Here is a 22,041-nt window from a genome sequence, read left to right as displayed (position 1 = left end):
CACGCCAACGATCGAGGCCCGGCCTCGCAGACCTTTTCAAGGAGAGAACGCCATGAATCCCCCCGTCAGCTCGCCCGCGATCAAGGTCGTGAAATCCGTTCGCGAGCAGGTGAGCGCCGAGGAGTGGCAGGCCCGTGTCGATCTCGCCGCCTGCTATCGGCTGACGGCGATGTACGGCATGACCGAGATGATCGCAAACCACATCTCCTGCCGCGTGCCCGGCACCACCGACCAGTTCCTGATCAATGCCTACGGCATGCTGTATGAGGAGATCGACGCCTCCAGCCTGATCAAGGTCGATGTCGAGGGCAACACGCTGCTCAACGCCACCGACTACGACGTCAACGTCGCCGGCTTCGTCATTCACAGCGCCATCCACATGGCCAAGCACGACATGGACTGCGTCGCGCACACCCACACCCCGGCCGGCATGGCGGTCTCCGCGATGGAATGCGGCCTGCTGCCGCTGGCGCAGACCTCGATGCGCTTCCTGCACATCGCCTATCACGACTTCGAAGGCATCGCCGACAATGTCGACGAGCGTGAGCGGCTGGTCCGCGACCTCGGCGACAACGAGGCGATGATCCTGCGCAATCATGGCCTCTTGGTCGTCGGCCGCACGGTGCCCGCCGCCTTCAACGTGCTGTTCCGGCTCGAGCGCGCCTGCCAGACCCAGGTGATGGCGCTGTCCTGCAACACCAAGCTGACCTATCCGCCGCAAAACATCCTCGAAGACACCTATGAGCGGATGCTGCCCAAGCCCGGCCGCGCCGCGCGCAACGGCGAACTCGCCTGGCCGGCGCTGCTCCGAAAGCTCGATCGCACCGATCCGTCGTACCGTGACTGAGACGAAATCGCGTCTTCCTATCAACTTTGGGTGTCGCTTGCCCGCTATTTGAGCGCACATTTTGCCGTGACATCGCCGATGCTAGCCGTCGGCGAGACGGCAGGTGCGTGCGATGAAAACCTTCATTCGCGTTGTTGAGCTCTGGGTTTCTCGCGACACGAATCGTCCGAGGCTTGGTTCGTTGCCAGATCATGCGGTCCGGAACCCTGGCTTCGCAATTTCGCGACGGAAGCCGAAATCCGTTCGATCGCAATCGCTTACATGCTCGCGCAAGTTGCAACCAAGGTCCTGGCGCGGTCAAATCATGTCCGCAAGCGCCCGCAGCACCGGCGGCGTTTCCATAATCCTGCCCGACGCATCGCGGCGACACAAATTATTTGGTGCCGGTCGCCATCGACGCGACTTGAGGACCTTGCGCTTGACGTGCTGCCGATGGTCAACTCGCTGATCGGAATGTTCCTGCATCGTTGGGGGAAGCATGAAGTTCAAGTTGATTGCGATCGCGGTTGGCCTCGGGCTCGCACTCGCCGCCACGGCGGAGGCCCAGACACCGCGCAAGGGCGGGACCATTCGCATGACGGCCCCCTATGGTTCCAGCTTCACCAGCATGGACATCCACACGACACCGCGCGCCCAGGACGAGATCTACGCCAAGGCTCTGCACCGCTCGCTCTACATCTGGGACTCGACCGAGGGCAAGCCGGTGCTGGAACTTGCCAAGGAGGTCACCGTCTCGGGCGGCGGCCTCGTTCATACCTTCAAACTGCGCGACGATGCCTATTTCCACAACGGCCGAAGGATGACGGCCGCCGACATCATCTGGTCCTACAATCGCATCATGGACGGCACCAAGGCCTATCCCGGCGCGCGCTTTGTCCGCTTGATCGAGGGCGCGGCCGAGGTCGAGAAGGGCCAAGCCAAGGAAATCTCGGGCTTGAAGCAGATCGACGACTTCACCCTCGAAATGAAGCTGACCGAGAAAGTCGATCCCGCCTTCTATTTCTTCACCGCGTTGACCTCGATCTATCCGGCCGACGAAGGCGGCAAGGAGAGCTTCCTCCAGAAGCCGATCGGTCTTGGTCCATTCAAATTCGTCGAGCACGTGCCGGGATCGCGCATCGTGCTTGAACGCTGGGACCGGTTCTACAAGCCCGGCAAGCCGTACGCCGACAAGCTCGTCATATCGCTGATGGGCGAAGCCGCGGCCCGCGATGTCGCCTTCCGCAACAAGGAGATCGACACCTCGGTGCTTGGGCCCGCGCAGTATGTCGCCTATCAGGCCGACCCCAACCTCAAGGGCACCATCGTCGAGGTCGCCGAGGTCTTCACCCGCTATATGGGGATGAATCCCGCGTTCAAGCCGTTCTCCGACAAGCGGGTCCGGCAGGCCGTCAACTACGCGATCGATGCCGATCTGATCATCAGCAAGCTGGTCAAGGGCAAAGCCTATCGCGCCACGAGCTGGCTGCCTTTGACCTCGCCGGCATACCACAAGGCCATGAAGCCCTACCCTTACGATCCGGCGAAGGCGAAGCAATTGCTTGCGGACGCGGGCTATCCTAACGGCTTTGAATTCGAATGGACCACCAGTCAGAACGAAAGCTGGGGCTTGCCGATCGTCGAAGCCGCGATCCCGATGCTGGACAAGGTGGGCATCAAGGTGAAGGTCAAGCAGATCGAGACCGCGGTGCTGGCGGAGGTCATTCGCAAGGGCGACTTCCAGGCCTTCATTTATTCCCAGGCGACCGGCCCGGATCCGCAGGCAGCGCTCAAATGCTTCCATTCGGCGACGCCGCAATCGGCCTGCAACTACACGACCTTCAAGAACGCGGACTTCGACAAGATGATCGATGCAGCCGGCCAGACCGACGACGCCGCAAAGCGCGTCCAGCTGCTGCAAAAGGCCAATGCGCTGCTCCAGGACGAAGCGCCGATCTGGTTCTTCAACTACAACAAGGCCGTCATGGCGGTGCAGCCCTGGCTCAAGGGAATCCAGCTGGACGCGACGGAACTGACCCATCAAAACGTCGAGGACCTCTGGGTCGCCGACACCTCGCCGGCGAAGTGACAGGAGCCATCGCTCTCCCTCCGTCGTGTCAAATGATGGAGGGAATGAGGAAAACGTCCAATGCTCTCCTTCGCGATCCGTCGAGTCCTGCAAACCATTCCGACCGTGCTGGCTGTCGTGCTGGTGATCTTCGTGCTGTTCAGCGTCGTTCCGGGCAGCATCGTGTCGAGCATGGGCGACGACGGCCGGGGCCCGACGGACCCGCAGGTCGTCGAACGCATGAAAAAGCAGCTCGGCCTCGACGATCCCGTTTACGTGCGTTTCGGCTCCTATGTCGCCAAGCTCACGACAGGTGATTTCGGGACCTCGTTCCGGACCCGCGAACCGGTCACGACCATGGTCGCCAAGCGGATGTGGCCAACGCTGCAGCTGATCTTCGCAGCGCTGGCGTTTGCCATTGCGGTTGGCGTCCCCCTCGGTTTCATCGCCGCGCTGAAGCCGGGCAGCATCGTCGACACGCTCTCGATGGTCCTGGCGGTGTCCGGCCTCTCGATGGCCAAATTCTGGCTCGGGCTTTTGCTGATGTATCTGTTTGCATTGAAGCTCGGCTGGCTGCCGAGTTTCGGCTATGGCGATGGCAGCCTGAAATATCTGCTCCTGCCTGCCGTGACCCTCGGTGTCTCGCCGATGGCGCTGCTGGCGCGGACAACGCGGGCAGCCGTGCTCGAGATCATGACGGCGGACTTTGTCCGGACGGCGCGTTCGAAGGGCATGAGCGAAACCCGGGTCGTGACGTGGCACGTGGTGCGCAATGCTCTCGTCATCATTCTCACGGCGATCGGCCTGCAATTCGGCGTCGTGATGGGCCAAGCGGTCGTCGTCGAGAAATTGTTCTCCTGGCCGGGCATCGGCTCGCTGCTGGTCGACAGCGTCCTGCAGCGCGACATTCCCGCCGTGCAAGGCACCATTCTCGTGGTGGTGCTGTTCTTCCTCGCCGTCAATACACTGGTCGACCTGCTCTACGGCGTGATCGATCCCAGGATCAGATACGCATGAGCGGCGGCCAGTCTCATCACGTCAGCGCACGGTCGACCGTCGCGCCTGCCACGGTGGAGCGGCCGCGATGAAGCTTGGAACCAGCGCGATCATCGGCGGCTTGCTATTCGCGCTTGCGATCTTCGTCGGCCTGTTCGCGCCCTGGCTTGCACAAACAGACCCGGTCATGGGCGCCAACCTCATGAATGCGGAGGAACCGCCGAGCTGGATCTGGTGGTTCGGCACCGATGCGCAGGGCCGCGATATCTATTCCCGCGTCGTGCACGGCGCGCGCATCTCGCTGACGGTCGGCATCGTCTCGCAGCTCGTCAATAGCGTCATCGGCGTGACGCTGGGCCTGACCGCGGGCTATTGGGGCGGCTGGTGGGACGATGTAGTCAACGGGCTGACCAATGTCATGCTCGCCATCCCCTCTCTGATCTTCGCACTCGCCATCATGGCGGTGCTCGGCCCCGGCCTGACCAGCCTCCTGATCGCACTCGGATTGACCAATTGGTCTTTCACCTGCCGGATCGCACGCGCCTCGACGCTGTCGCTCAAGAGCCAGGGCTATGTGCAGGCTGCGCGCGTGCTCGGCTATGGAGATTTGCGCATCATGATCACGCAGCTGCTGCCGAACATGGTCGGCCCCATCATTGTCATCGGCACGCTCGGCATGGGCGGGGCGGTACTGGCAGAAGCTTCGCTTTCGTTCCTCGGCCTCGGCATCCGTCCACCCTATCCGAGCTGGGGCAGCATGCTGTCGGAGGCGCGCGACCAGATCACCACGGCGCCATGGCTGTCGGTCTTTCCGGGCCTCGCCATCTTCCTGACGGTGCTCGGCCTCAACCTGCTGGGCGATGGCTTGCGTGACGTGCTGGATCCACAGTCGCGGAGCCGGCGCGCATGACGGCCGCTCCGCTGATCGAAGTCGAGGATTTACGCATCGATCTCCATGACGGCGCCAATCATGTTGCGGCGGTCGAGGGCGTTTCATTCCGCATCGATCGCGGCGAGACATTCGGCCTCGTCGGCGAGTCCGGCTGCGGCAAGAGCATCACGGCCCTCGCCTTGATCGGCCTGCTGCGGCGGCCGCTCTCGGTCGCCGCCGGCGCGATACGTTTCGAGGGCCGCGAGATTCAGGGACTTTCCACGGCCGAGCAGCGGGCGCTGCGCGGCAACCGCATCGCCATGATCTTCCAGGAGCCGATGACGGCGCTCAATCCGGTGTCGCCCGTGGGCCGGCAGATCGCGGAGATGTTCGTACTGCACAAGGGCAAGAGCTGGCGCGAGGCAAACCAGCTGGCCGTCGAGGCGCTGGCGAACGTGCGCGTCCCGGCACCGGAGCGGCGGGTGAAGGATTATCCGCACCAGCTTTCGGGCGGCATGCGCCAACGCGTGATGATTGCCATCGCACTGGCATGCGATCCGGACCTTCTGATCGCCGACGAGCCGACCACCGCGCTCGACGTGACGGTGCAGGCGGAAATCATCGAGCTGATGCGCAATCTGTGCGCCGAGCGGGGCACGGCGATCCTGATGATCAGCCACGATCTGGGCCTGGTCGCCAACGTCTGCCGCCGCGTCGGCGTCATGTATGCCGGGCGTATTGTCGAGGAACGCGGCTCGAACGACATCTTCCGCGCCTGCGCGCATCCCTACACGCAGGGCCTGGTCGATTCGCTGCCGCGGCTGGGGAGCCGCGCAGCACTCGGCCGGTCGCGGCTCCGCGAGATCGCCGGCGTGGTACCGGCGATCGCGGACTTTCCAGCCGGCTGCCGCTTCAATCCGCGTTGTTCGCAGGCGACCGAGATCTGTCGGACCACCGCACCGGAGACGACATGGCTCGGTGCGGGCGGACTCGTCAAGTGCCACCACCATGCATGAACCCGCGGCGAGGCCCGGCGATGACGTCATCCTCAGCGTGGAGGATCTCGCGGTTCATTTTCCGCTCGGCGGCGGCTTGCTGGGCGGTGGTCAGCGGCTGCTGCGCGCGGTCGACGGCATCGATCTCGAACTGAAGCGCGGCGAATGCCTCGGTCTCGTCGGCGAATCCGGTTGCGGCAAGTCGACCGTCGCACTTTCGCTGCTCGGGCTGCTGACGCCGACGCGAGGCAGGATCGTGCTCGACGGACACGTTGTGACCGGCCAGCGATCGGTCGATCGAAAGCTTTTGGCCCGTACCGCCCAAATGGTGTTTCAGGATCCCTACGCCTCGCTCAATCCACGCCAGACCGTTCGCCGCACGCTTGAAGACCCGCTGCGGCTGCATGGCGTGACGGCTCAGAGCGAGATCGACGAACGCATTGCGGTGATGCTCAAACATGTCGGCCTGCGGCCCGAGCAGGCCGGCCGCTACCCGCATGAATTCTCGGGTGGCCAGCGCCAGCGCATCGGCATCGCCCGCGCGCTGATCCTCAATCCCAAGATCGTCATCTGCGACGAACCGGTCTCGGCGCTCGATGTCTCGATCCGTGCCCAGATTATCAATCTGCTGCTGGAATTGAAGGAGAGTCTCGGCCTCTCCTACATCATGATCAGCCACGACCTGGGAGTGGTCGAGCACATGAGCGACAGGGTCGCGGTCATGTATCTCGGCCGCATTGTGGAGACAGGCGGCTGGCGCGAAATCTTCGAGCGGCCGGCCCACCCGTATACGCAGACCCTGATCGCCGCGATTCCCGATCCGCTACGCCGCGCACCGCTCGCGACGACAAGGGGCGAGCTTCCCAATCCGCTCAATCCGCTGGACGGATGTGCATTCAGTCCACGCTGTCGCTACGCCGAAGCGGTGTGCCAGCGCGAGCCCGGGCCTTCGCTTCAAACACGCCCGGACGGGCACGCGGTTCGGTGCTGGCGAGCTGACGAGATTGCCAGTCAGGCACGGGCCGCGGCCGAGAGCGGACATCCCTGACGCGTCGGCGATCCGCAGGTTGCCTAATAGCCCATTGGCTCCCCCCATCCTACGCCTCTGCCTTCCTCCTATGATTTGCCCGCGGGGTGCGTTTTCAACTAAGGTCGCCGGATGGACATGCTCGTCAAGCTCTATGCCCTGCCCGATTCCCGGCCTGCCTATGATCGATTGCTCAAGGCCGGAATTGTCATGCGCCGGGCGCTCGCTCCCGAAAAGCACAAGGTCGTGGCGTGGGTGCGGGAGACGTTCAGCGAGGCGTGGGCCAGCGAAACCGAGGTTGCGTTCAGCTGCCAACCGGTCTCCTGCTTCATCGCGATCCAGCAGAAAAAGATCGTGGGATTCGCCTGCCACGACGCGGCCTGCCGCAACTTCTTCGGCCCGACCGGCGTCGCCCCGAAGGCGCAGCAGGGCGGCATCGGCAAGGCCCTGCTGTTCGCCTGTCTCGAGGACATGAAACACCAGGGCTTCGGCTACGCCATCATCGGCGGCGTCGGGCCGGCAGAATTCTATTCGAAGGCCGTCGGCGCGGTGACCATCGAAGGCTCCGCGCCCGGGATTTATCGGGGACTGCTGTAGCCACGCCGCAGTATCGCGCCAGTTCGCAGAAATAGATGGGCGCGCCTGGCGGTCGCAGCGGTCTCGCGCACCTAGCAGTGCGCGGCGGAACATGGCACACTTGCGATCGGTCGCACCTTTCGCGAGGTCTCCGTCAGCTTGACGGAGGCTACGGTCTTGTCGCGCAGCCAGACAGACTGACAATCCGTTTGTTCAAGAAGGTCGGATAACCCAAGGATGGGCGGCGGGTTGAAGATCACGACTGGCATCATTGCCGCGGTGCTGGTCACTGCGGCGATGGCTCAGGCGCGCAGTGTGCTCGCTCCGCTCGCGGCCGCCCTGTTCATCATTGCGATCGTCTGGCCCATTCAGGAACGGCTCAGGTCGTGGCTGCCGAAACTCCTCGCGCTCGCCATCACGGTCGTTGTTACGACCGCAACCTGCGCCGCGTTTGCCTCACTGGCGGCTTGGGGTTTCGGCCGCGTCGGACGGTACCTGATTGCGGATGCGGCGCGATATCAGGCCTTCTACGACGCCGCGGTGATCTGGCTGGATGGTCATGGCGTCTCGTTCGCCGGCCTTTGGGCGGAGCATTTCAATGTCGGCTGGCTGCTGCGCACCACGCAATACGTCACGGGCCGCATCAACACCACGTTGAGTTTCTGGCTCATCGCGCTGGTCTATGTTGTGCTCGGACTTCTCGAGGTCGACGATGCGGGTCGACGAATCCAGCGACTGGAGAATCGCACGGCTGCGCGCGTGCTGCTCAGGGGCAGCAAAGCGACGGCCGCCAAGTTCCGGAAATATATGTTGGTACGGACGCAGATGAGCGCGGTCACAGGCCTGCTGGTCGGCCTGTTCGCTGCCGTGACCGGACTGCCTTTCGCCTTCGAATGGGGCGTGATCGCATTTGTCCTCAACTACATTCCTTTCATCGGCCCTTTCATCGCGACGCTGTTCCCCACCCTGTTGGCCATGACGCAGTTCGAGAGTTGGCCCGCGGTGTTTGGTGTCTTCGCCTGCCTCAACGTCATCCAGTTCGTGGTCGGCAGCTATATCGAACCGCGGGTCGCCGGCTCGACGTTGTCGATCTCGCCGTTCCTGGTGCTATTTTCGATCTTCTTCTGGAGCTCGCTTTGGGGCCTGTTCGGGACTTTCATCGGTGTGCCGATCACGCTCGCTATTCTGACCTTCTGTGCCGAGAGCCCCTCAGCCGCCTGGATCGCGGATCTCTTCGGCGGATCACATGGAGATAAACCGGAAATGTCCTAGTTTTTGGCAATTTCCACTCGCTCGGGCTTCGCGAGGCAGAGCTTCCAATCCGGTCCGACCGCCATTCTGTGGATGTAAAAATAGGTGACTGCATCATCGGCGCCCATCACCGGCGACGGAGCGGAGACGATCTTCGACGCACCACATGTACCGATCCAATCGATATGACGGTGACCGTGCATCACGACCGAGCGGTCGGAGAACTTTTGCAACCTGCGCACAAACCAGCTGCCGTTGATCAAGGCCGTCCCGATGCGCTCGGCGAAGGTCTTCACCGGCATGGGATATTCCATCAAGTGATGATGTAGCGCGATGGTCCAGTACGCCGTCGGAAAATGACGAATCGCAGCTTCCAATCGCCGCGTTTGCGCTTCGGAAACCAATCCGAGCGCGTTGGTGAAGGAGAAGTGAGTTTCGGCATTGGAGTTGAGAATGGCGATCCCTAGGCCGCCGTCCCGGTCCGGCGGCAAGATCATTGGAAACTGATCATCGAACAAGCCGCGGAGCGCAGCTGCGCGGCGCACGCCCCCGTGCTGCGCAAATTTCGTTATCCGATCATGATAGGGCACCAGCGCCTGATTCAGCGTCACCGATGGTTTTCCGGAACCGTCGATAACGCGCACGCGATCACCCTGGACAGCCGCGATCGCTGATAGCGTACGCATCTGCCGTAATCGCTTGCCTGGGCTGAACGGCAGGTCGAGGCGCGCGGGATTGGCGCGGTCCACGACGTTGACGTCATGATTTCCCGGAAGCATGACGACGCGTGCGGCGAGTTCGGGATGACTTGCCAATGCATCAAGAAATTCGGCCCATTCGCCGGGCCGGCCGGCATCCGTCATGTCGCCGCTGATCAGCACGTGGTCGATCGGATCAACGGCGTGAATCTCGGCAAGCCTCGCCAGCACGCGATTGAAGCGTTCGTTTCCCTGCGGACCAGCCGTCCCGCTTTCGATGCGGAAACCGTATCGCTCGCCGACCACGTGGAGATCGGACAGATGTGCAAGGCGCCAGAGACGGCCTCCGGGCGGCGTTGCATCGAACACCGCAAGATCGGCCGGTTGGTCCATACTGGCGTCGGCTACGCTCCAGGCCAATGATGCGACCGCAAGATAGCAGGACACCAGCACCACAGCGTTCGCGAGCGTCGGCATCACAAGACGATGGATCAGAATCAGGTCAGTGATGGTCGCGGTCCATTGCGAAGCAGGCCAAGCCAGGATCGCGACCAAGGCCGCACCTGCAGCGAGCAGTATGCCAGCGCCGACAGAGCAGCCGCGGCGCAGCCTCGTGCGCGAGGCAGGCGTTGCGCCGGTGCACCAGAGCAGCTCCGCCAAATGGCCCAGCGCCTCGCGCGCGAACGCGTAGCTCGGTTGGATCGCGAGCGCGTTGAGTGACCAGAAGCTGGTTTCCGCGATTTGAACCAGCGGTCGCCCGCCGAGCCATCCTAACGCTGCGATCGCAACCAGCGCCAGCACGGCACCCAATTCGGACAATGCAAGAACGTGCTGCGAAAGGCTCGAAATCCAGGCGGACGCGACTAGCGGCGCAAGGCCGAGCAGCACGCCAGGAAGCAGGATCGAAATCGTCCAGGCAAATAGCAATTTCGCCGGGCTTATCTCGACGAGAAGGCTGCCCACGATCGAGAACAACGACCGCTGCTCGGGACTGGCGGCATTGTCCTCAAAGTCGCCGTGGCGGGGATCAAGCAGCATGCCGACGTCCCTCCGTTGCACAGCGCATTCTGTCACAAACCGCTCCAGACCAACATACGCGCTCTCGACCTTGGTGGCGGGTTGCTTCGTTCACACCATGCTCGCCTGGAGGTTTCGCTCGGGCCTTTCGGGAGGCTGAGGCGACCAAAAGCAGATCGATTCAGCGGTCACGACGCGTGCTGCTGACCAATAGGATCGGCTAACTCACAATATCTCTTGAGGATGTCGTAGCAGCCAGTCCGCAGGGTGGGGGGAGCGGAGCGATGCCCGTCATTCGCGCCTCAGATCCAAGTTGATGGGTATCGCTCCGCTCGCCCCATCCGCAGCTAGCGCAGCCTCCTGAAGAATTCCCGCACCTCGCCAACGAACAGCTCGGGCTGCTCGAACGCCGAGAAATGTCCGCCCTTCGGCATCTCGCGCCAGTGCTGGATGTTGGTGAAATTCGTCGCCATCCATTTGCGGACCGGCGTCACAATCTCCTTGGGGAACACGGCAACGCCGGTCGGCACGCTCACCTTGTGCGGGGTTCGCTTGCCTGGCCCAAGCTTTCCCAATAGAGCCGCGCCGACGATGCGGCCGTCTCGGTCACCCAGTACAGCATGACATTGTCGAGCAGTTCGTCGCGGCAGAGGATGTTTTCCGGATGCCCGTCGCAGTCGGTCCAGGCCCAGAACTTCTCCAGGATCCAGGCCGCCTGCCCGCTCGGCGAATCCGTCAGGGCGTAACCAAGCGTCTGCGGCCGGGTGGACTGTTGCTTGGAATAGCCGGAATCCCAGTCGGCATAGTATTTGATGCCCTCGAGCGCGCGGGTTTCCTCCGGCGTCGGCTGGCCCTCGACATTGGGCCGGGTCGACATCGCAAGCGTGATGTGGATGCCAGCGCAGTGCGCCGCATCCTGCCCGCCGATCGCGGTCGTGACCGCGGAGCCCCAATCGCCGCCTTGCGCGAAATAGCTGGTGTAGCCGAGCCGCTCCATCAGGACGGCCCAGGCCTTGGCGATCCGGTCGACACCCCAGCCTGTCGCGGCCGGCTTGGCCGAGAAGCCGAAGCCCGGCAAGGACGGACACACCACATGGAAGGCATCGGCCGCGCTGCCGCCATGCGCCGTTGGATCGGTCAGCGGTTCGATCACTTTGTGAAATTCGACCACCGATCCCGGCCAGCCATGGGTGATGAGCAATGGTCGCGCCTCGGGATGCCTTGAGCGGACATGGATGAAGTGGATGTCGAGCCCATCGATTTCGGTCGTGAACTGGCTGAAGCGGTTGAGCTGCGCCTCGCGTTGCCGCCAATCATAGGTCTCGGCCCAATAGTGGCAGACGTCCTTGATCCATTGCAGCGGCGCGCCCTGGCTCCAGTCGTCAACCAGCTCGGCCTCGGGCCAGCGGGTCCGGCGCAGCCGGATGCGGAGATCCTCGAGGACATCGTCGCTGACGGCGATGCGAAACGGACTGATGGCGGTATTCATGGCGTCTCCCCGGGGCTCGAAATCTGCCTGGGAACATAGGGTCGGACCGCCAGCCGATCAAATCGCCAGGTAACGCTACTTGCCGAGCGCCGTCGCCAACAGCGCCTGGGCCTGCTTGGTGGCTTCGGGGAATGCCGGCTGTTCCGGGGCGTGCTGAACGAAGCAGCGCTTGAATGCGTCCTCGCCCTGCTGGCGCAGGTCGCCGAGTTTGTCATAGGCCTTCTTGTCGATCCGCTTCTGACGCAGCTTCTCGTCCGCTTCGTCGGCCTTCTTGTTGTAGTCGGCGCGGATCGCGGCGCAGGCCGGCACCTGCACGGTGGGCTCGATCTCGCCATAGACGATGTAGAACTTGCCGTTGGCAAGCGCCGCGACAAACACCTCGTCGGCGGCCTCGGGGATTGTGTCCTGGGTGCGGCCGGCGAGGAAACCGTAAGTCAGGGTGGCCGACGCCGGTTTGACGACCGGCAACTCATTGAAATTGATCACCGCCGCATCGGTCGAAATCGCCTGCGTGTACAGGCCCTCGAACTTCAGGGCCGGTTCGATCTGCTGCGGCACATTCTTGCTGCCTTTGTCCCACCACGCCTTGTGCTCGTGCAGCCAGCGCGTGAACAGGGCTTCGGAGGTGACGATGATATGGGCTTTCGGTTCGACGAAGCTGCCGTCGGCGCGCTTCTCGCCGATCTTGCCGCCGTCCCTGCCGGTGTCTGCATCGAAGCGCAGGCCGTCCAGCATGCCGAACCCCATATCGCCTTTATATAGAGTGTCGAGGTTGAGCTGGGCGGGGGCAAAGCCAGGCCGGGCGGGCTGGGACAGGATCGCGACCAGCTGCCCCTTCAGCTCGTCGCGCGCGGCCGCTTCTGCCTTGTCGACGGCCTCGTCGATCTTGCCGTCCTTCTGCTGCCTGGCGAACTTGGCGATCGCAGCGTCGCGCGCGGCAATGTAGCGGTCCTCCGGCGACGCGGCGCGGGCCGGCGAAAGGACCAGGATCGGGGATAGAACGAGGGCAAGGCGGAAAATAAAATGCATGCCCTGTGGTCGCCCGCAGGGCATGCAAGGTTCAAGGTCACGGGTACTACCAGCATATCCGTCGCCGGCAGGCCCTCTGCCGACGCCGGATCTCGTCAGGGACGGCCGGTCGTGCCGCCCTTGTCAGGCTGCCGCGGTCAGGCTGCCCTGATCAGGCTGCCTTGGATTTCGCCACATGGGTGGCAATCGCGTCCATCAACGCCGGCGACAGGCAGTCATAGGGCTCGAGCCCAAGCTCCTTCAGCCGCGACCTGATCCCGGCCATATCGGCCGGCTTGACGCCGGACTCGATCACCGACGACACGAAGGCGGCAAATCCCGGAGCCGCCGAACCGGACTCCTGGAACAGCTCGGGATGAATGAAGTCGAGGCCATAGAACGGATGACCCTTGTTCTCGATCCGGCCGTACATGTGCGTGCCGCATCCGGTGCAGGCATGGCGCTGGATCACCGCGGCGGTATCTACGATCTTCAGCTTGTCGCCGTTCTCCAGCACGGTGACGTTCTCACGCGGGACGACCGCAACCACCGAGAAGATGGCGCCCGCAGGCTTCCAGCATTTGGTGCAGCCACAGGCGTGGTTGTGGGCGACGTCGCCCTTGACCCCGACCTTGACCTTCTTGTCCGCGCATTTGCAGACCAGCGTACCGCCGGCAAAACCGCCGGAACCTTGCTTGACGCCATTGTCGACTGACGGGTGGATATGAACAGTCATTGACCTATCCTCCTAGTGCTTGGTGTTTTGATTTTAGAACACGACGACCGAACGGATCGATTTGCCCTCGTGCATCAGGTCGAAGCCCTTGTTGATCTCGTCGAGCTTCAGCACGTGGGTGATCATCGGATCGATCTGGATCTTTCCGTTCATGTACCAGTCGACGATCTTCGGCACGTCGGTGCGGCCGCGCGCGCCGCCGAACGCAGTACCCTTCCAGACGCGTCCGGTGACAAGCTGGAACGGCCGGGTTGCGATCTCCTTGCCGGATTCCGCGACGCCGATCACGACCGACACGCCCCAGCCGCGGTGGCAGGCTTCCAGCGCCTGGCGCATCACGTTGGTGTTGCCGGTGCAGTCGAAGGTGTAGTCGGCGCCGCCGTCGGTGAGGCTAACCAAATGCTGCACGATATCGCCGCTCACCTTGGTCGGGTTGACGAAATGCGTCATGCCGAACTGGCGGCCCCAATTATCCTTGGAGTCGTTGATATCGACGCCGATGATCTTGTCGGCGCCGACCATCTTGGCACCCTGGATCACGTTGAGGCCGATGCCGCCGAGGCCGAACACGACGACGTTGGAGCCCGGCGTCACCTTGGCGGTGTTGACGACCGCCCCGACGCCGGTGGTGACGCCGCAGCCGATGTAGCAGCTCTTGTCGAACGGCGCGTCCTCGCGGATCTTCGCCACCGCGATCTCCGGCAGCACGGTGAAGTTCGAGAAGGTCGAGCAGCCCATATAATGGAAGACGGTCTTGCCCTTGTAGCTGAAGCGGGAGGTGCCGTCGGGCATCACGCCCTTTCCCTGCGTCGCGCGGATCGCGGTGCAGAGATTGGTCTTCTGGCTCAGGCAGCTTTTGCACTGGCGGCATTCGGGCGTGTAGAGCGGGATCACGTGATCGCCAGGCTTCACCGACGTCACGCCGGCGCCGACCTCGCGAACGATGCCGGCACCTTCGTGCCCGAGGACCGAGGGGAAGATGCCTTCGCTGTCGAAGCCGTCGAGCGTGTAGGCGTCGGTGTGGCAGATGCCCGTCGCCTTGATCTCGACAAGGACCTCGCCGGCCTTGGGGCCTTCCAGGTCGAGCTCGACGATCTCAAGCGGCTTCTTGGCTTCGAATGCGACTGCGGCGCGGGTCTTCATCTTGGTCTCCACAAAACATCAAACAGGTTTGTCATTCGCGCCGGTCACGCTCAGTTCTTGTTGCCCATGCAGGCGTCTTCCGCCTTTCCATAGGCATCCGACTTGTCTTCGTGCTTGGCCGGCCGAACACGCCCGACCGCATCATTGGCGCGGGCGCGCAGGTACACATAGAGGTCGTCCATGTAGCAGGCAACGTTCGGGTTATCGCCGAATGCTGGCATGACGTTTTCCTGCGACGTCGACACGTTCTTGCGCCCGCTCGCGACCACGCCCATAAAGTCGGCATAGCTCATGGTCTTCAGCGAATCCTTCAAAGCCGGCGCGTAAGTCGAGCCCATGCCGTCGGGTCCGTGGCAGACATGGCACTCCGAGTGATAGCGGCGGTAGCCGGAGTAGGTGTACCAGTCCACCGTACCGTCGGACGCGACCTTGAACGTCGGGTTTCCATCCTTGTCGAGATACTTGCCGTCCTCGGACTTGACGGCGGCTGGATCACCTGCGTCCTCGGCGAAGGCAACTCCTCCCATTGCCACGACGAAGATCGCGGCAGTCACAAACCAGATCTTACGCAAAAGCATATCCTCGCGTGCGGATTGAAGACGGACCGGCGCATGGAGATCGCTCCATGCGCCGGAACGAGGGTTGCTCAGCTCACTGCTGCAGCGAGAACACGGTGAGCGTTCCGCCGAGCGCGGTATAGTTGCTCAGCGCTGCGTAGCCGCCGACTGCACCGAGACCGGCCGTCGGATCAGTCAGACCAGCCGCGAGGCCGATGCCTGCCCAACCGCCAACACCCGACAGCACGGCGACGTACTGCTTGCCGCCGTTCTCATAGGTGGTGACGTTGCCGATGATGCCGGACGGGGTCTTGAACTTGTAGAGTTCCTTGCCCGTCTTGGCGTCGACAGCCTTCAGGTAGCCTTCCAGCGTGCCGTAGAACACCACGCCGCCGGCGGTCGCGAGTGCACCCGACCAGACCGAGAACTGTTCCTTGTTCGACCACACGATCTTGCCGGTCTTGCCATCCCAGGCGATGAAGTTGCCCATGTTGGTCTCACCGGGAGGCGGATACATCGACAGCGTCGCGCCGACATAGGGCTGACCTGCGGTGTAGCTCACCTTGAACGGCTCGTAGTCCATGCAGACGTGGTTGGTCGGCACGTAGAACAGCTGCGTATCCGGCGAGTAGGCCGCCGGCTGCTCGTCCTTCGAACCCAGCGCCGCGGGGCAGATGCCCTTGACGTTGTGGTCTTCGCCGGCCTTGTCGGTCGACGCTGAGTCAAGAACCTTCGGACGACCATAGGTCGGCGAGCTCTTGTTCATGTCGACGCCGGAGGTCCAGTTCACCTTCGGATCATACTTCTCGGCGACCAGCAGTTCGCCGGTGGCGCGGTCGAGCGTGTAGCCAAGGCCGTTACGATCGAAGTGCGTCAGCAGCTTGCGCGCCTTGCCGTCGATGTTCTGATCCGAGAGGATCATTTCGTTGACGCCGTCATAGTCCCATTCGTCATGGGGCGTCATCTGATAGACCCACTTGGCAACGCCGGTATCCGGGTTACGCGCCCAGATCGTCATCGACCACTTGTTGTCGCCGGGACGCTGCTTCGGATTCCAGGTCGAGGGGTTGCCCGATCCGTAATAGACGAGGTTGAGTTCGGGATCGTAGGAGATCCAGCCCCAGGTCGCGCCGCCGCCGATCTTCCACTGATCGCCTTGCCACGTCTTCAGGCTCGAGTCCTTGCCGATCGGCTTGCCAAGTTCGGTGGTCTTGTCGTCGACCAGAAGCTGGTCATCCGGACCTTCCGAGAAGCCACGCCAGACCAGCTTGCCGGTCTTGAGGTCGTAGGCCGTCATGTGCGCCTGAACGCCGAACTCGCCGCCGGAGATGCCGACCAGGACCTTGTCATTGACGACCATCGGCGCCGACGTACCGGTCGATCCCTTGCTCGGATCGCCGTTCTTGACGCTCCACTCCACCTTGCCGGTCTTCGCATCGAGCGCAACCAGCGTGGTGTCGGCCTGATGCAAGATGATCTTGCCGTCACCATAGGCGACGCCGCGATTGACGGTGTCGCAGCACATCACCGGAATGACGTTCGGATCCTGCTTCGGCTCGTACTTCCAGACGATCTGATTGTCCTTGGAAAGGTCAATAGCGTAGACCTTGTTCGGAAACGGCGTATGCACGTACATCATGTTGCCGATGATCAGCGGGCCGCCTTCGTGACCGCGCAGCACGCCGGTCGAAAACGTCCACGCTACCTGCAACTTTCCGACGTTCTGAGCGTTGATTTGATTCAGCTTCGAATAGCGCTGATTGCTGTAGTCGCCGGTCGGCATCACCCAGTCTTTCGGGTTCTGCGACATCTTGTGGAGTTCGTCATTGGCGTTGGCAGCTCCGGCGGCGAACACCGCCATTGCCCCAAGGCTGGTCGCGTAAAGCAGCTTGCGCATCGTGGATTTCCTCCCAGGTTCATGAACTCAAGGGTTTCCGCCGAAACGGCCCCACTTCTTCCATTTTGGTACCTCACTGGTAGTCCCATCGAACCCCGCTGACTTGCCCAGCAGCGAAGCGCCGTTTGCTCAGAAGCGAAGCATCGTCAGATTTTTGCGGTCGGGCCGCGAATTCGCCGGTAAAGCTGCTTCATGTTGCAGGGCATCAAACGTCTTCAGTGCCGTTCCAGCGTCGGAGTAGAACCGGCCCAAGGTTGCGCTTGACGCGCCCAGAACTAAGTCGGAGGATCACCCGACATTATCCGGGAAGAAGTCCCGCCGCCTCCCTAAGCTGTTCAGAATCAGGGAGAAGGCGCATCACCCGGGCCAGATTTCAGCTCGGTGAGCAGTCACGTTGGGGATCGAATCGGTGGCTGGAAAGATGTCCGATACAGTCCATTCACTCAGCACGAACGGATTGACGCCCAAGCGGCAGATCCAGCGCTGGTCGGATGCGCTCACTGACCTGTGCGGTCAGTTCGACGTCGATGCGCTGGAAGGATCCTCGCTCGAGGGCCGGATCAATTTCACGACGGTATCGCGATTGAAGCTGTGCCAGATCGAGGCAAGCCAGCATCGCATCGCCCACACCGTCTCGCGCATCAGGCTGAGCGAGCATCCCTACATCAAGATCGTCTTCCAGACCCACGGCGTCTCGCATTTCGAGCAGGACGGTCTGCACTTCGACATCATGCCGGGCGACTGCTTCGCCTACGACGTGTCGTGTCCGCACACCATCATCAGCCCGTCCCTGACGCGTCACGAGGTCGTCATCGTTCCGAAGGACCTGCTCAAGGAACGTGGCTTCCAGCTCTCCAAGATGGCGCCATGCAAGCTGTCGGCGCGCAATGGCACCGGCCGCATCGCTTATGATTTCGTGCATGCCGCGTTCGGCGAAGCGCCCACGCTGACCCCGGTCAACGCCGTCGGCGTGGCCGATGCGCTGATCGACCTGCTGCTGCTGCCGCTGCGCGAGACCGGCGCCATGTTCGACCGCGGCAGCGCCGAGGCGACCTATGTGCGAGCCCAGGGCTTCATCCGCGAGCATCTGCGCGATCCCGATCTCTGCATCGACCGCATTTCCGCGGCGCTCGGCTGCTCGAAGCGCTATCTGCACATGCTGTTCAGTGATCGCGGCATGACGGTCAGCGACTACATCTGGAAGGCCCGGCTGCAAAATTGCCGGCAGGAGCTGGAATCCCAGAACGGCAAGACTATCACGGACGTCGCGTTCTCCTGGGGCTTTTCCAGCTCTTCGCATTTCAGCCGCGTATTCCGGAAGTATTTTGGCATCGCCCCCTCCTCCGTGCACAAGGGTCTGCACGGCGGCATGCCGGTCGATGTGGTACTGGAATAGCGTTTCGCATGGCGTGCAGGCGCCACGCCATGCCGTCCATCAAGCTATCCTCAATCAAACTTTCCTCAATCAAAGCTTGGGCGCGCAACCTGAAACGAGACGGCGTTGCGCTGTATCTCGCGTCGCGTGATCCGCGCGTACCGTGGTACGCAAAGGCCCTCGCCGTCGCCATCGCGGCCTATGCGCTCTCGCCCATCGATCTGATTCCGGATTTCATCCCGGTCATCGGTTATCTCGACGATCTGATCCTGCTGCCGCTCGGCATCTGGCTTGCGATCTCGCTTATTCCGGACGAGGTGATGGCAGAGTGCCGCGCCAATGCCAGTGCCGTCTTGCAGCGCCCGACCAGTCGAGCGGGAATGATCGCGATCATCGTGCTTTGGATCGCCAGTGCGCTCGCGCTGGCATGGGCCGTCGTCACATACTGGCCGCGAACCGCGCCCTAAGCCTGCGCAGCCTTTGGCACCAGCGCCTCGACCGTCACGCCATCATCGCTGGAATTGATCTTGAGCGTGCCTCCGAGCGCGAGGATTCGCTCCTGCATGCCAGTCAAGCCGCGGCCAAGCCGGTGATCCCTGAGCAGGCCGCGGCCGTTGTCTCGGACTCGCACCAGCGCGCAGGCGCGGCCGCCGCGCGGGCCGGTCTGCCGCTCCGCAGGCTCGATCGTGATATCGACTGCCGTTGCGCCGGCATGGCGGAACACATTGGTGAGCGCTTCCTGGACGATGCGATAGATCGTCAGATCGGCCGTCTCGCCGGTCTCGCCGAGATCAGGCGATATGCTGCTCTCGATCTCCACCTCCGGGTGGGTCTCGCCCCACAGCCGCACCAGCGCGCCAAGCGCTTCCGCAAGCCCAAGCTCCGCCAATCCCACCGGCCGCAATCGCTCCAGGATGCGGCGAGTGAACTGCTGAAGCGCGTTGACCTGCTCGAGGATGGCGCTGCCGTGCTTGCGCAGCGCAGCAGGATCGGGCTGTTCGACCTCCGACAGCCGCGTCAGTGCGCCGGCATGCGCACGCAGCGCGAACAGATAGGGCCCGAACTCATCGTGCAATTCGCGCGCGATCTCCTTGCGTTCGGAATCCTGCAGCGAGACCGCACGTTCGGCCAGCTGCCGCTTGCTGTCCACGGCTTCGCCAAGGGTCGCCGCCAAATGGTTCAGTTTGGCACAGATCGCAGCCAGTTCAGGCGATCCGCCGGGCTCGACGCGCGCGTCGTAATCCCCGGCCTCGATACCGGTCATGGCCTGCGACAGCGCTTCCAGCGGCGCAAGTGCACGGCCGACCACCAGCATGGTCACCAGCAGCAGCGCCACCGCGATCGCGGAGCCGACCTCGATCTGGGTGACGATGCCGTCCCAGATCTCGGCCATTTCATCGTCGGGATGCGAGGTGATGACAAGCGATTGCGGTTTGCCGTGAACCGAGATCGGCACCCGCACCGAAGTCTGCTCGGGATGAACCAGCGCGACGAACCACTCAGGCGGGGCGCGCGGATCGCCTACCTCCTCCAAGCGCTCGGCAGACTTTGCGGTCGCGTCATCCTGCCGCGTGATGCTGACATGACGCAGCCGGCTCAGGTCCAGGACGATCTGGTCGAGCCGCGCATCGGGATCCGCCGCCTCGTCGAGACCGGCCACCATCGTCGCAACAAACTCGCGCGCCAGCCGGATCACGCTCTGGTCCTCGGCCTGGACGCGCGGCCCCGCTTCCAGCACGAGCCGCGCAATATTGATGCCCAACCCAAGCGCCAGTATCAGCGCCAGCAGCAGGTTGATCCGTGCGCGCAAGGATAGCTTTTGCCACATGACGTTGCCCCCGACCGCGATCCCTCCTCCGAGAGGATCGTTGACAGCCAAATTTGCCCGGCTATCTAATCGTACCCTATCGCAATCTCGTGCGAGGTGCACAACCGGTCGGAACCGAGGTGTTCTTCGTGCAAATCGATGTAGCGATGAGCTAGTCGAAGCAGGTCGCCGGAACAACGCCATGCGCATTCTGATCGTTGATGATCACCCCATCGTTGCCTCCGGTTGTCGCACCGTATTCGCCGACGATCCCGAGATCATCCTGCTGGAAGCTGCGGATGCCGAGAGTGGCGAACGGGCGTTTGTCACGGAAAAGCCCGATCTCTGCGTGATCGACATCAACCTGCCGACGGTTTCCGGCTTCGAGCTGGCCCGCCGCATCCTGTCGCGCGATGCATCCGCGCGCCTGATCATGTTCAGCATGAACGACGACCCGGTGTTCGCCGCCCGCGCCATCGACATCGGCGCCAAGGGCTACGTCTCGAAGACCGGCGACCCCAACGATCTGGTGGAGGCCGTGCGCGAGGTCGGCAATGGCGGGGTCTATCTGCCGCCGGCGATCGCACGCAACGTCGCCTTTGCGCGGCCGGGCTTTGCGCAAAATCCGCTCTCCAAGTTGACCTCGCGCGAGATGGAGATCCTTCGTCTGCTCAGTTCGGGCAAGAGCCTGTCGGAGATCGCCTGGCTGGTGCATTCGTCTTACAAGACGGTCGCGAACACGTCATCGATCATGCGCCAGAAGCTTGGCGTGCGCACCTCGGCAGAGCTGGTGCGCCTCGCGATCGAGAGCGGCGTCGGCTGACGTCGCACTCCAACACAGAGGAATATGGCAATGCAGACGGTTTCCCAGAACAAGTCGCATGGCGGCACGCAAGGCGTTTACCGGCATCCAAGCCGCGAGACAAAGACCGATATGACCTTCTCGGTGTTTGTCCCTGAGCATGCGGCCGGCGCCAAGCTGCCTGTCGTCACCTATCTGTCGGGCCTGACCTGCACGCACACCAATGTCACCGAGAAGGGTGAGTTCCGGCAGGCATGTGCCGAGCTCGGCCTGATCTTCGTCGCACCCGACACCAGCCCGCGCGGCGAAGGCGTCCCCGGCGATCCCGCCAATGCCTACGATTTTGGCCTCGGCGCCGGCTTCTATGTCGATGCGACCGAGCAGCCTTTCGCAAACAATTACCGGATGTGGAGCTACGTCACCGAGGAACTGCACAAGCTGATCGCTGAGCAATTCCCGGTCGACACGGCGCGGCAATCGATCCTCGGTCACTCCATGGGCGGACATGGCGCGCTGACGGTAGCGCTGCGCCATCCCGATCGGTATCGCGCGGCGAGCGCGTTTGCGCCGATCGTGGCGCCGTCACAGGTGCCGTGGGGTACCAAGGCGCTGGGCGGCTATCTCGGTAGCAACAAGCAGGCGTGGCGCAAGCACGATGCGGTCGCGCTGATCGAGGATGGCGCCCGCTTCTCCGATCTGCTGGTCGACTATGGCGATGCTGACGGTTTTCTCGCCGAACAGCTGCGGCCCGAGCTCCTGAGGGCCGCCTGTGAGAAGGCCAACATTCCCCTCACCTTGCGGCGTCAGCCGGGCTACGACCATAGCTATTACTTCATCTCGACCTTCATGGCCGATCACCTGCGCTGGCACGCCGCGCGCCTGAAGGCGTGAGCGTCACTTCA

General features: G+C 62.9%; 19 protein-coding genes and 1 pseudogene. 12 read left to right on the top strand and 8 right to left on the bottom strand.

Features of this window, described 5'->3' with window-relative positions; all coding sequences use genetic code 11:
• The first annotated feature begins 52 nt into the window (after window positions 1–52).
• The 8 genes from HAP47_RS13715 to HAP47_RS13680 all read left to right on the top strand — a co-directional run bounded on the left by HAP47_RS13715 (window position 53) and on the right by HAP47_RS13680 (window position 8,631).
• Complete coding sequence (locus HAP47_RS13715; protein WP_173637790.1) at window positions 53–847, top strand: class II aldolase/adducin family protein; 795 nt, start codon at window positions 53–55, stop codon at window positions 845–847.
• A 478-nt stretch (window positions 848–1,325) separates the two neighbouring features.
• Entirely contained in the window at window positions 1,326–2,915 is a 1,590-nt protein-coding gene (locus HAP47_RS13710) for an ABC transporter substrate-binding protein (RefSeq protein WP_173637791.1), read from the top strand.
• Window positions 2,916–2,975: 60 nt separating this feature from the next.
• Window positions 2,976–3,911, top strand: a complete 936-nt coding sequence (locus HAP47_RS13705) for an ABC transporter permease (protein WP_173637792.1) — start codon at window positions 2,976–2,978, stop codon at window positions 3,909–3,911.
• Window positions 3,912–3,978: 67 nt separating this feature from the next.
• On the top strand, window positions 3,979–4,800 hold the full coding sequence (locus HAP47_RS13700; protein WP_173637793.1) for an ABC transporter permease: 822 nt from the start codon (window positions 3,979–3,981) through the stop codon (window positions 4,798–4,800).
• Window positions 4,797–5,777: an ABC transporter ATP-binding protein gene (locus tag HAP47_RS13695; RefSeq protein WP_173637794.1), complete on the top strand. Its 981-nt coding sequence runs from the start codon at window positions 4,797–4,799 to the stop codon at window positions 5,775–5,777. The genes HAP47_RS13700 and HAP47_RS13695 overlap by 4 nt, the downstream gene beginning before the upstream one ends.
• The gene (locus HAP47_RS13690) at window positions 5,770–6,804 is read left to right on the top strand and encodes an ABC transporter ATP-binding protein (RefSeq protein ID WP_173637795.1); all 1,035 of its coding nucleotides are present in this window, start codon (window positions 5,770–5,772) and stop codon (window positions 6,802–6,804) included. Before HAP47_RS13695 ends, HAP47_RS13690 begins: the two co-directional genes overlap by 8 nt.
• Before the next feature lie 111 nt (window positions 6,805–6,915).
• Window positions 6,916–7,380, top strand: a complete 465-nt coding sequence (locus HAP47_RS13685) for a GNAT family N-acetyltransferase (RefSeq protein ID WP_173637796.1) — start codon at window positions 6,916–6,918, stop codon at window positions 7,378–7,380.
• A 216-nt stretch (window positions 7,381–7,596) separates the two neighbouring features.
• Window positions 7,597–8,631, top strand: coding sequence for an AI-2E family transporter (locus HAP47_RS13680; protein WP_173637797.1), 1,035 nt, complete (start codon window positions 7,597–7,599; stop codon window positions 8,629–8,631).
• On the opposite strand, the gene HAP47_RS13675 is transcribed toward HAP47_RS13680, so the two are convergent.
• From HAP47_RS13675 to xoxF5, 7 genes and pseudogenes are all read right to left on the bottom strand, one after another.
• The gene (locus HAP47_RS13675) at window positions 8,628–10,346 is read right to left on the bottom strand and encodes a metallophosphoesterase family protein (protein WP_173637798.1); all 1,719 of its coding nucleotides are present in this window, start codon (window positions 10,344–10,346) and stop codon (window positions 8,628–8,630) included. The two genes, HAP47_RS13680 and HAP47_RS13675, sit on opposite strands and share 4 nt — an antisense overlap.
• 326 nt (window positions 10,347–10,672) lie before the next feature.
• Window positions 10,673–11,814 (bottom strand): annotated as a pseudogene (locus HAP47_RS13670) (epoxide hydrolase family protein).
• 75 nt (window positions 11,815–11,889) lie between these two features.
• Window positions 11,890–12,843, bottom strand: coding sequence for a hypothetical protein (locus HAP47_RS13665; RefSeq protein ID WP_173637799.1), 954 nt, complete (start codon window positions 12,841–12,843; stop codon window positions 11,890–11,892).
• Window positions 12,844–12,994: 151 nt separating this feature from the next.
• Complete coding sequence (gfa, locus tag HAP47_RS13660; protein WP_173637800.1) at window positions 12,995–13,558, bottom strand: S-(hydroxymethyl)glutathione synthase; 564 nt, start codon at window positions 13,556–13,558, stop codon at window positions 12,995–12,997.
• 33 nt (window positions 13,559–13,591) lie between these two features.
• Entirely contained in the window at window positions 13,592–14,701 is a 1,110-nt protein-coding gene (locus HAP47_RS13655) for an S-(hydroxymethyl)glutathione dehydrogenase/class III alcohol dehydrogenase (protein WP_173637801.1), read from the bottom strand.
• Window positions 14,702–14,751: 50 nt separating this feature from the next.
• The gene (locus tag HAP47_RS13650) at window positions 14,752–15,228 is read right to left on the bottom strand and encodes a c-type cytochrome, methanol metabolism-related (protein WP_173640510.1); all 477 of its coding nucleotides are present in this window, start codon (window positions 15,226–15,228) and stop codon (window positions 14,752–14,754) included.
• A gap of 124 nt (window positions 15,229–15,352) precedes the next feature.
• On the bottom strand, window positions 15,353–17,155 hold the full coding sequence (gene xoxF5, locus HAP47_RS13645) for a lanthanide-dependent methanol dehydrogenase XoxF5 (protein ID WP_173637802.1): 1,803 nt from the start codon (window positions 17,153–17,155) through the stop codon (window positions 15,353–15,355).
• Between the two features lie 421 nt (window positions 17,156–17,576).
• Here xoxF5 and HAP47_RS13640 point away from each other — a divergent pair, with 421 nt between their 5' ends.
• Both HAP47_RS13640 and HAP47_RS13635 read left to right on the top strand, forming a co-directional pair.
• A complete protein-coding gene (locus HAP47_RS13640) occupies window positions 17,577–18,551 on the top strand; it encodes a helix-turn-helix domain-containing protein (RefSeq protein ID WP_092125863.1) in 975 nt (324 codons plus the stop codon).
• Window positions 18,552–18,580: 29 nt separating this feature from the next.
• Window positions 18,581–18,997: a YkvA family protein gene (locus HAP47_RS13635; RefSeq protein WP_173637803.1), complete on the top strand. Its 417-nt coding sequence runs from the start codon at window positions 18,581–18,583 to the stop codon at window positions 18,995–18,997.
• Here the strand turns inward: HAP47_RS13635 and HAP47_RS13630 are convergent.
• Window positions 18,994–20,358: a histidine kinase gene (locus HAP47_RS13630; RefSeq protein ID WP_173637804.1), complete on the bottom strand. Its 1,365-nt coding sequence runs from the start codon at window positions 20,356–20,358 to the stop codon at window positions 18,994–18,996. The genes HAP47_RS13635 and HAP47_RS13630 overlap by 4 nt on opposite strands.
• A 181-nt stretch (window positions 20,359–20,539) precedes the next feature.
• Here HAP47_RS13630 and HAP47_RS13625 point away from each other — a divergent pair, with 181 nt between their 5' ends.
• Entirely contained in the window at window positions 20,540–21,160 is a 621-nt protein-coding gene (locus HAP47_RS13625) for a response regulator transcription factor (RefSeq protein ID WP_173637805.1), read from the top strand.
• A 24-nt stretch (window positions 21,161–21,184) separates the two neighbouring features.
• Window positions 21,185–22,030: an S-formylglutathione hydrolase gene (gene fghA / locus HAP47_RS13620; protein WP_173637806.1), complete on the top strand. Its 846-nt coding sequence runs from the start codon at window positions 21,185–21,187 to the stop codon at window positions 22,028–22,030.
• The last annotated feature ends 11 nt before the right edge of the window (window positions 22,031–22,041 follow it).

Source organism: Bradyrhizobium sp. 41S5 (assembly GCF_011516665.3).
Lineage (GTDB): Bacteria > Pseudomonadota > Alphaproteobacteria > Rhizobiales > Xanthobacteraceae > Bradyrhizobium > Bradyrhizobium quebecense.
The sequence above is the reverse complement of the archived record's forward strand: the minus strand, read 5'-3'. Positions and strand labels throughout refer to the sequence as shown.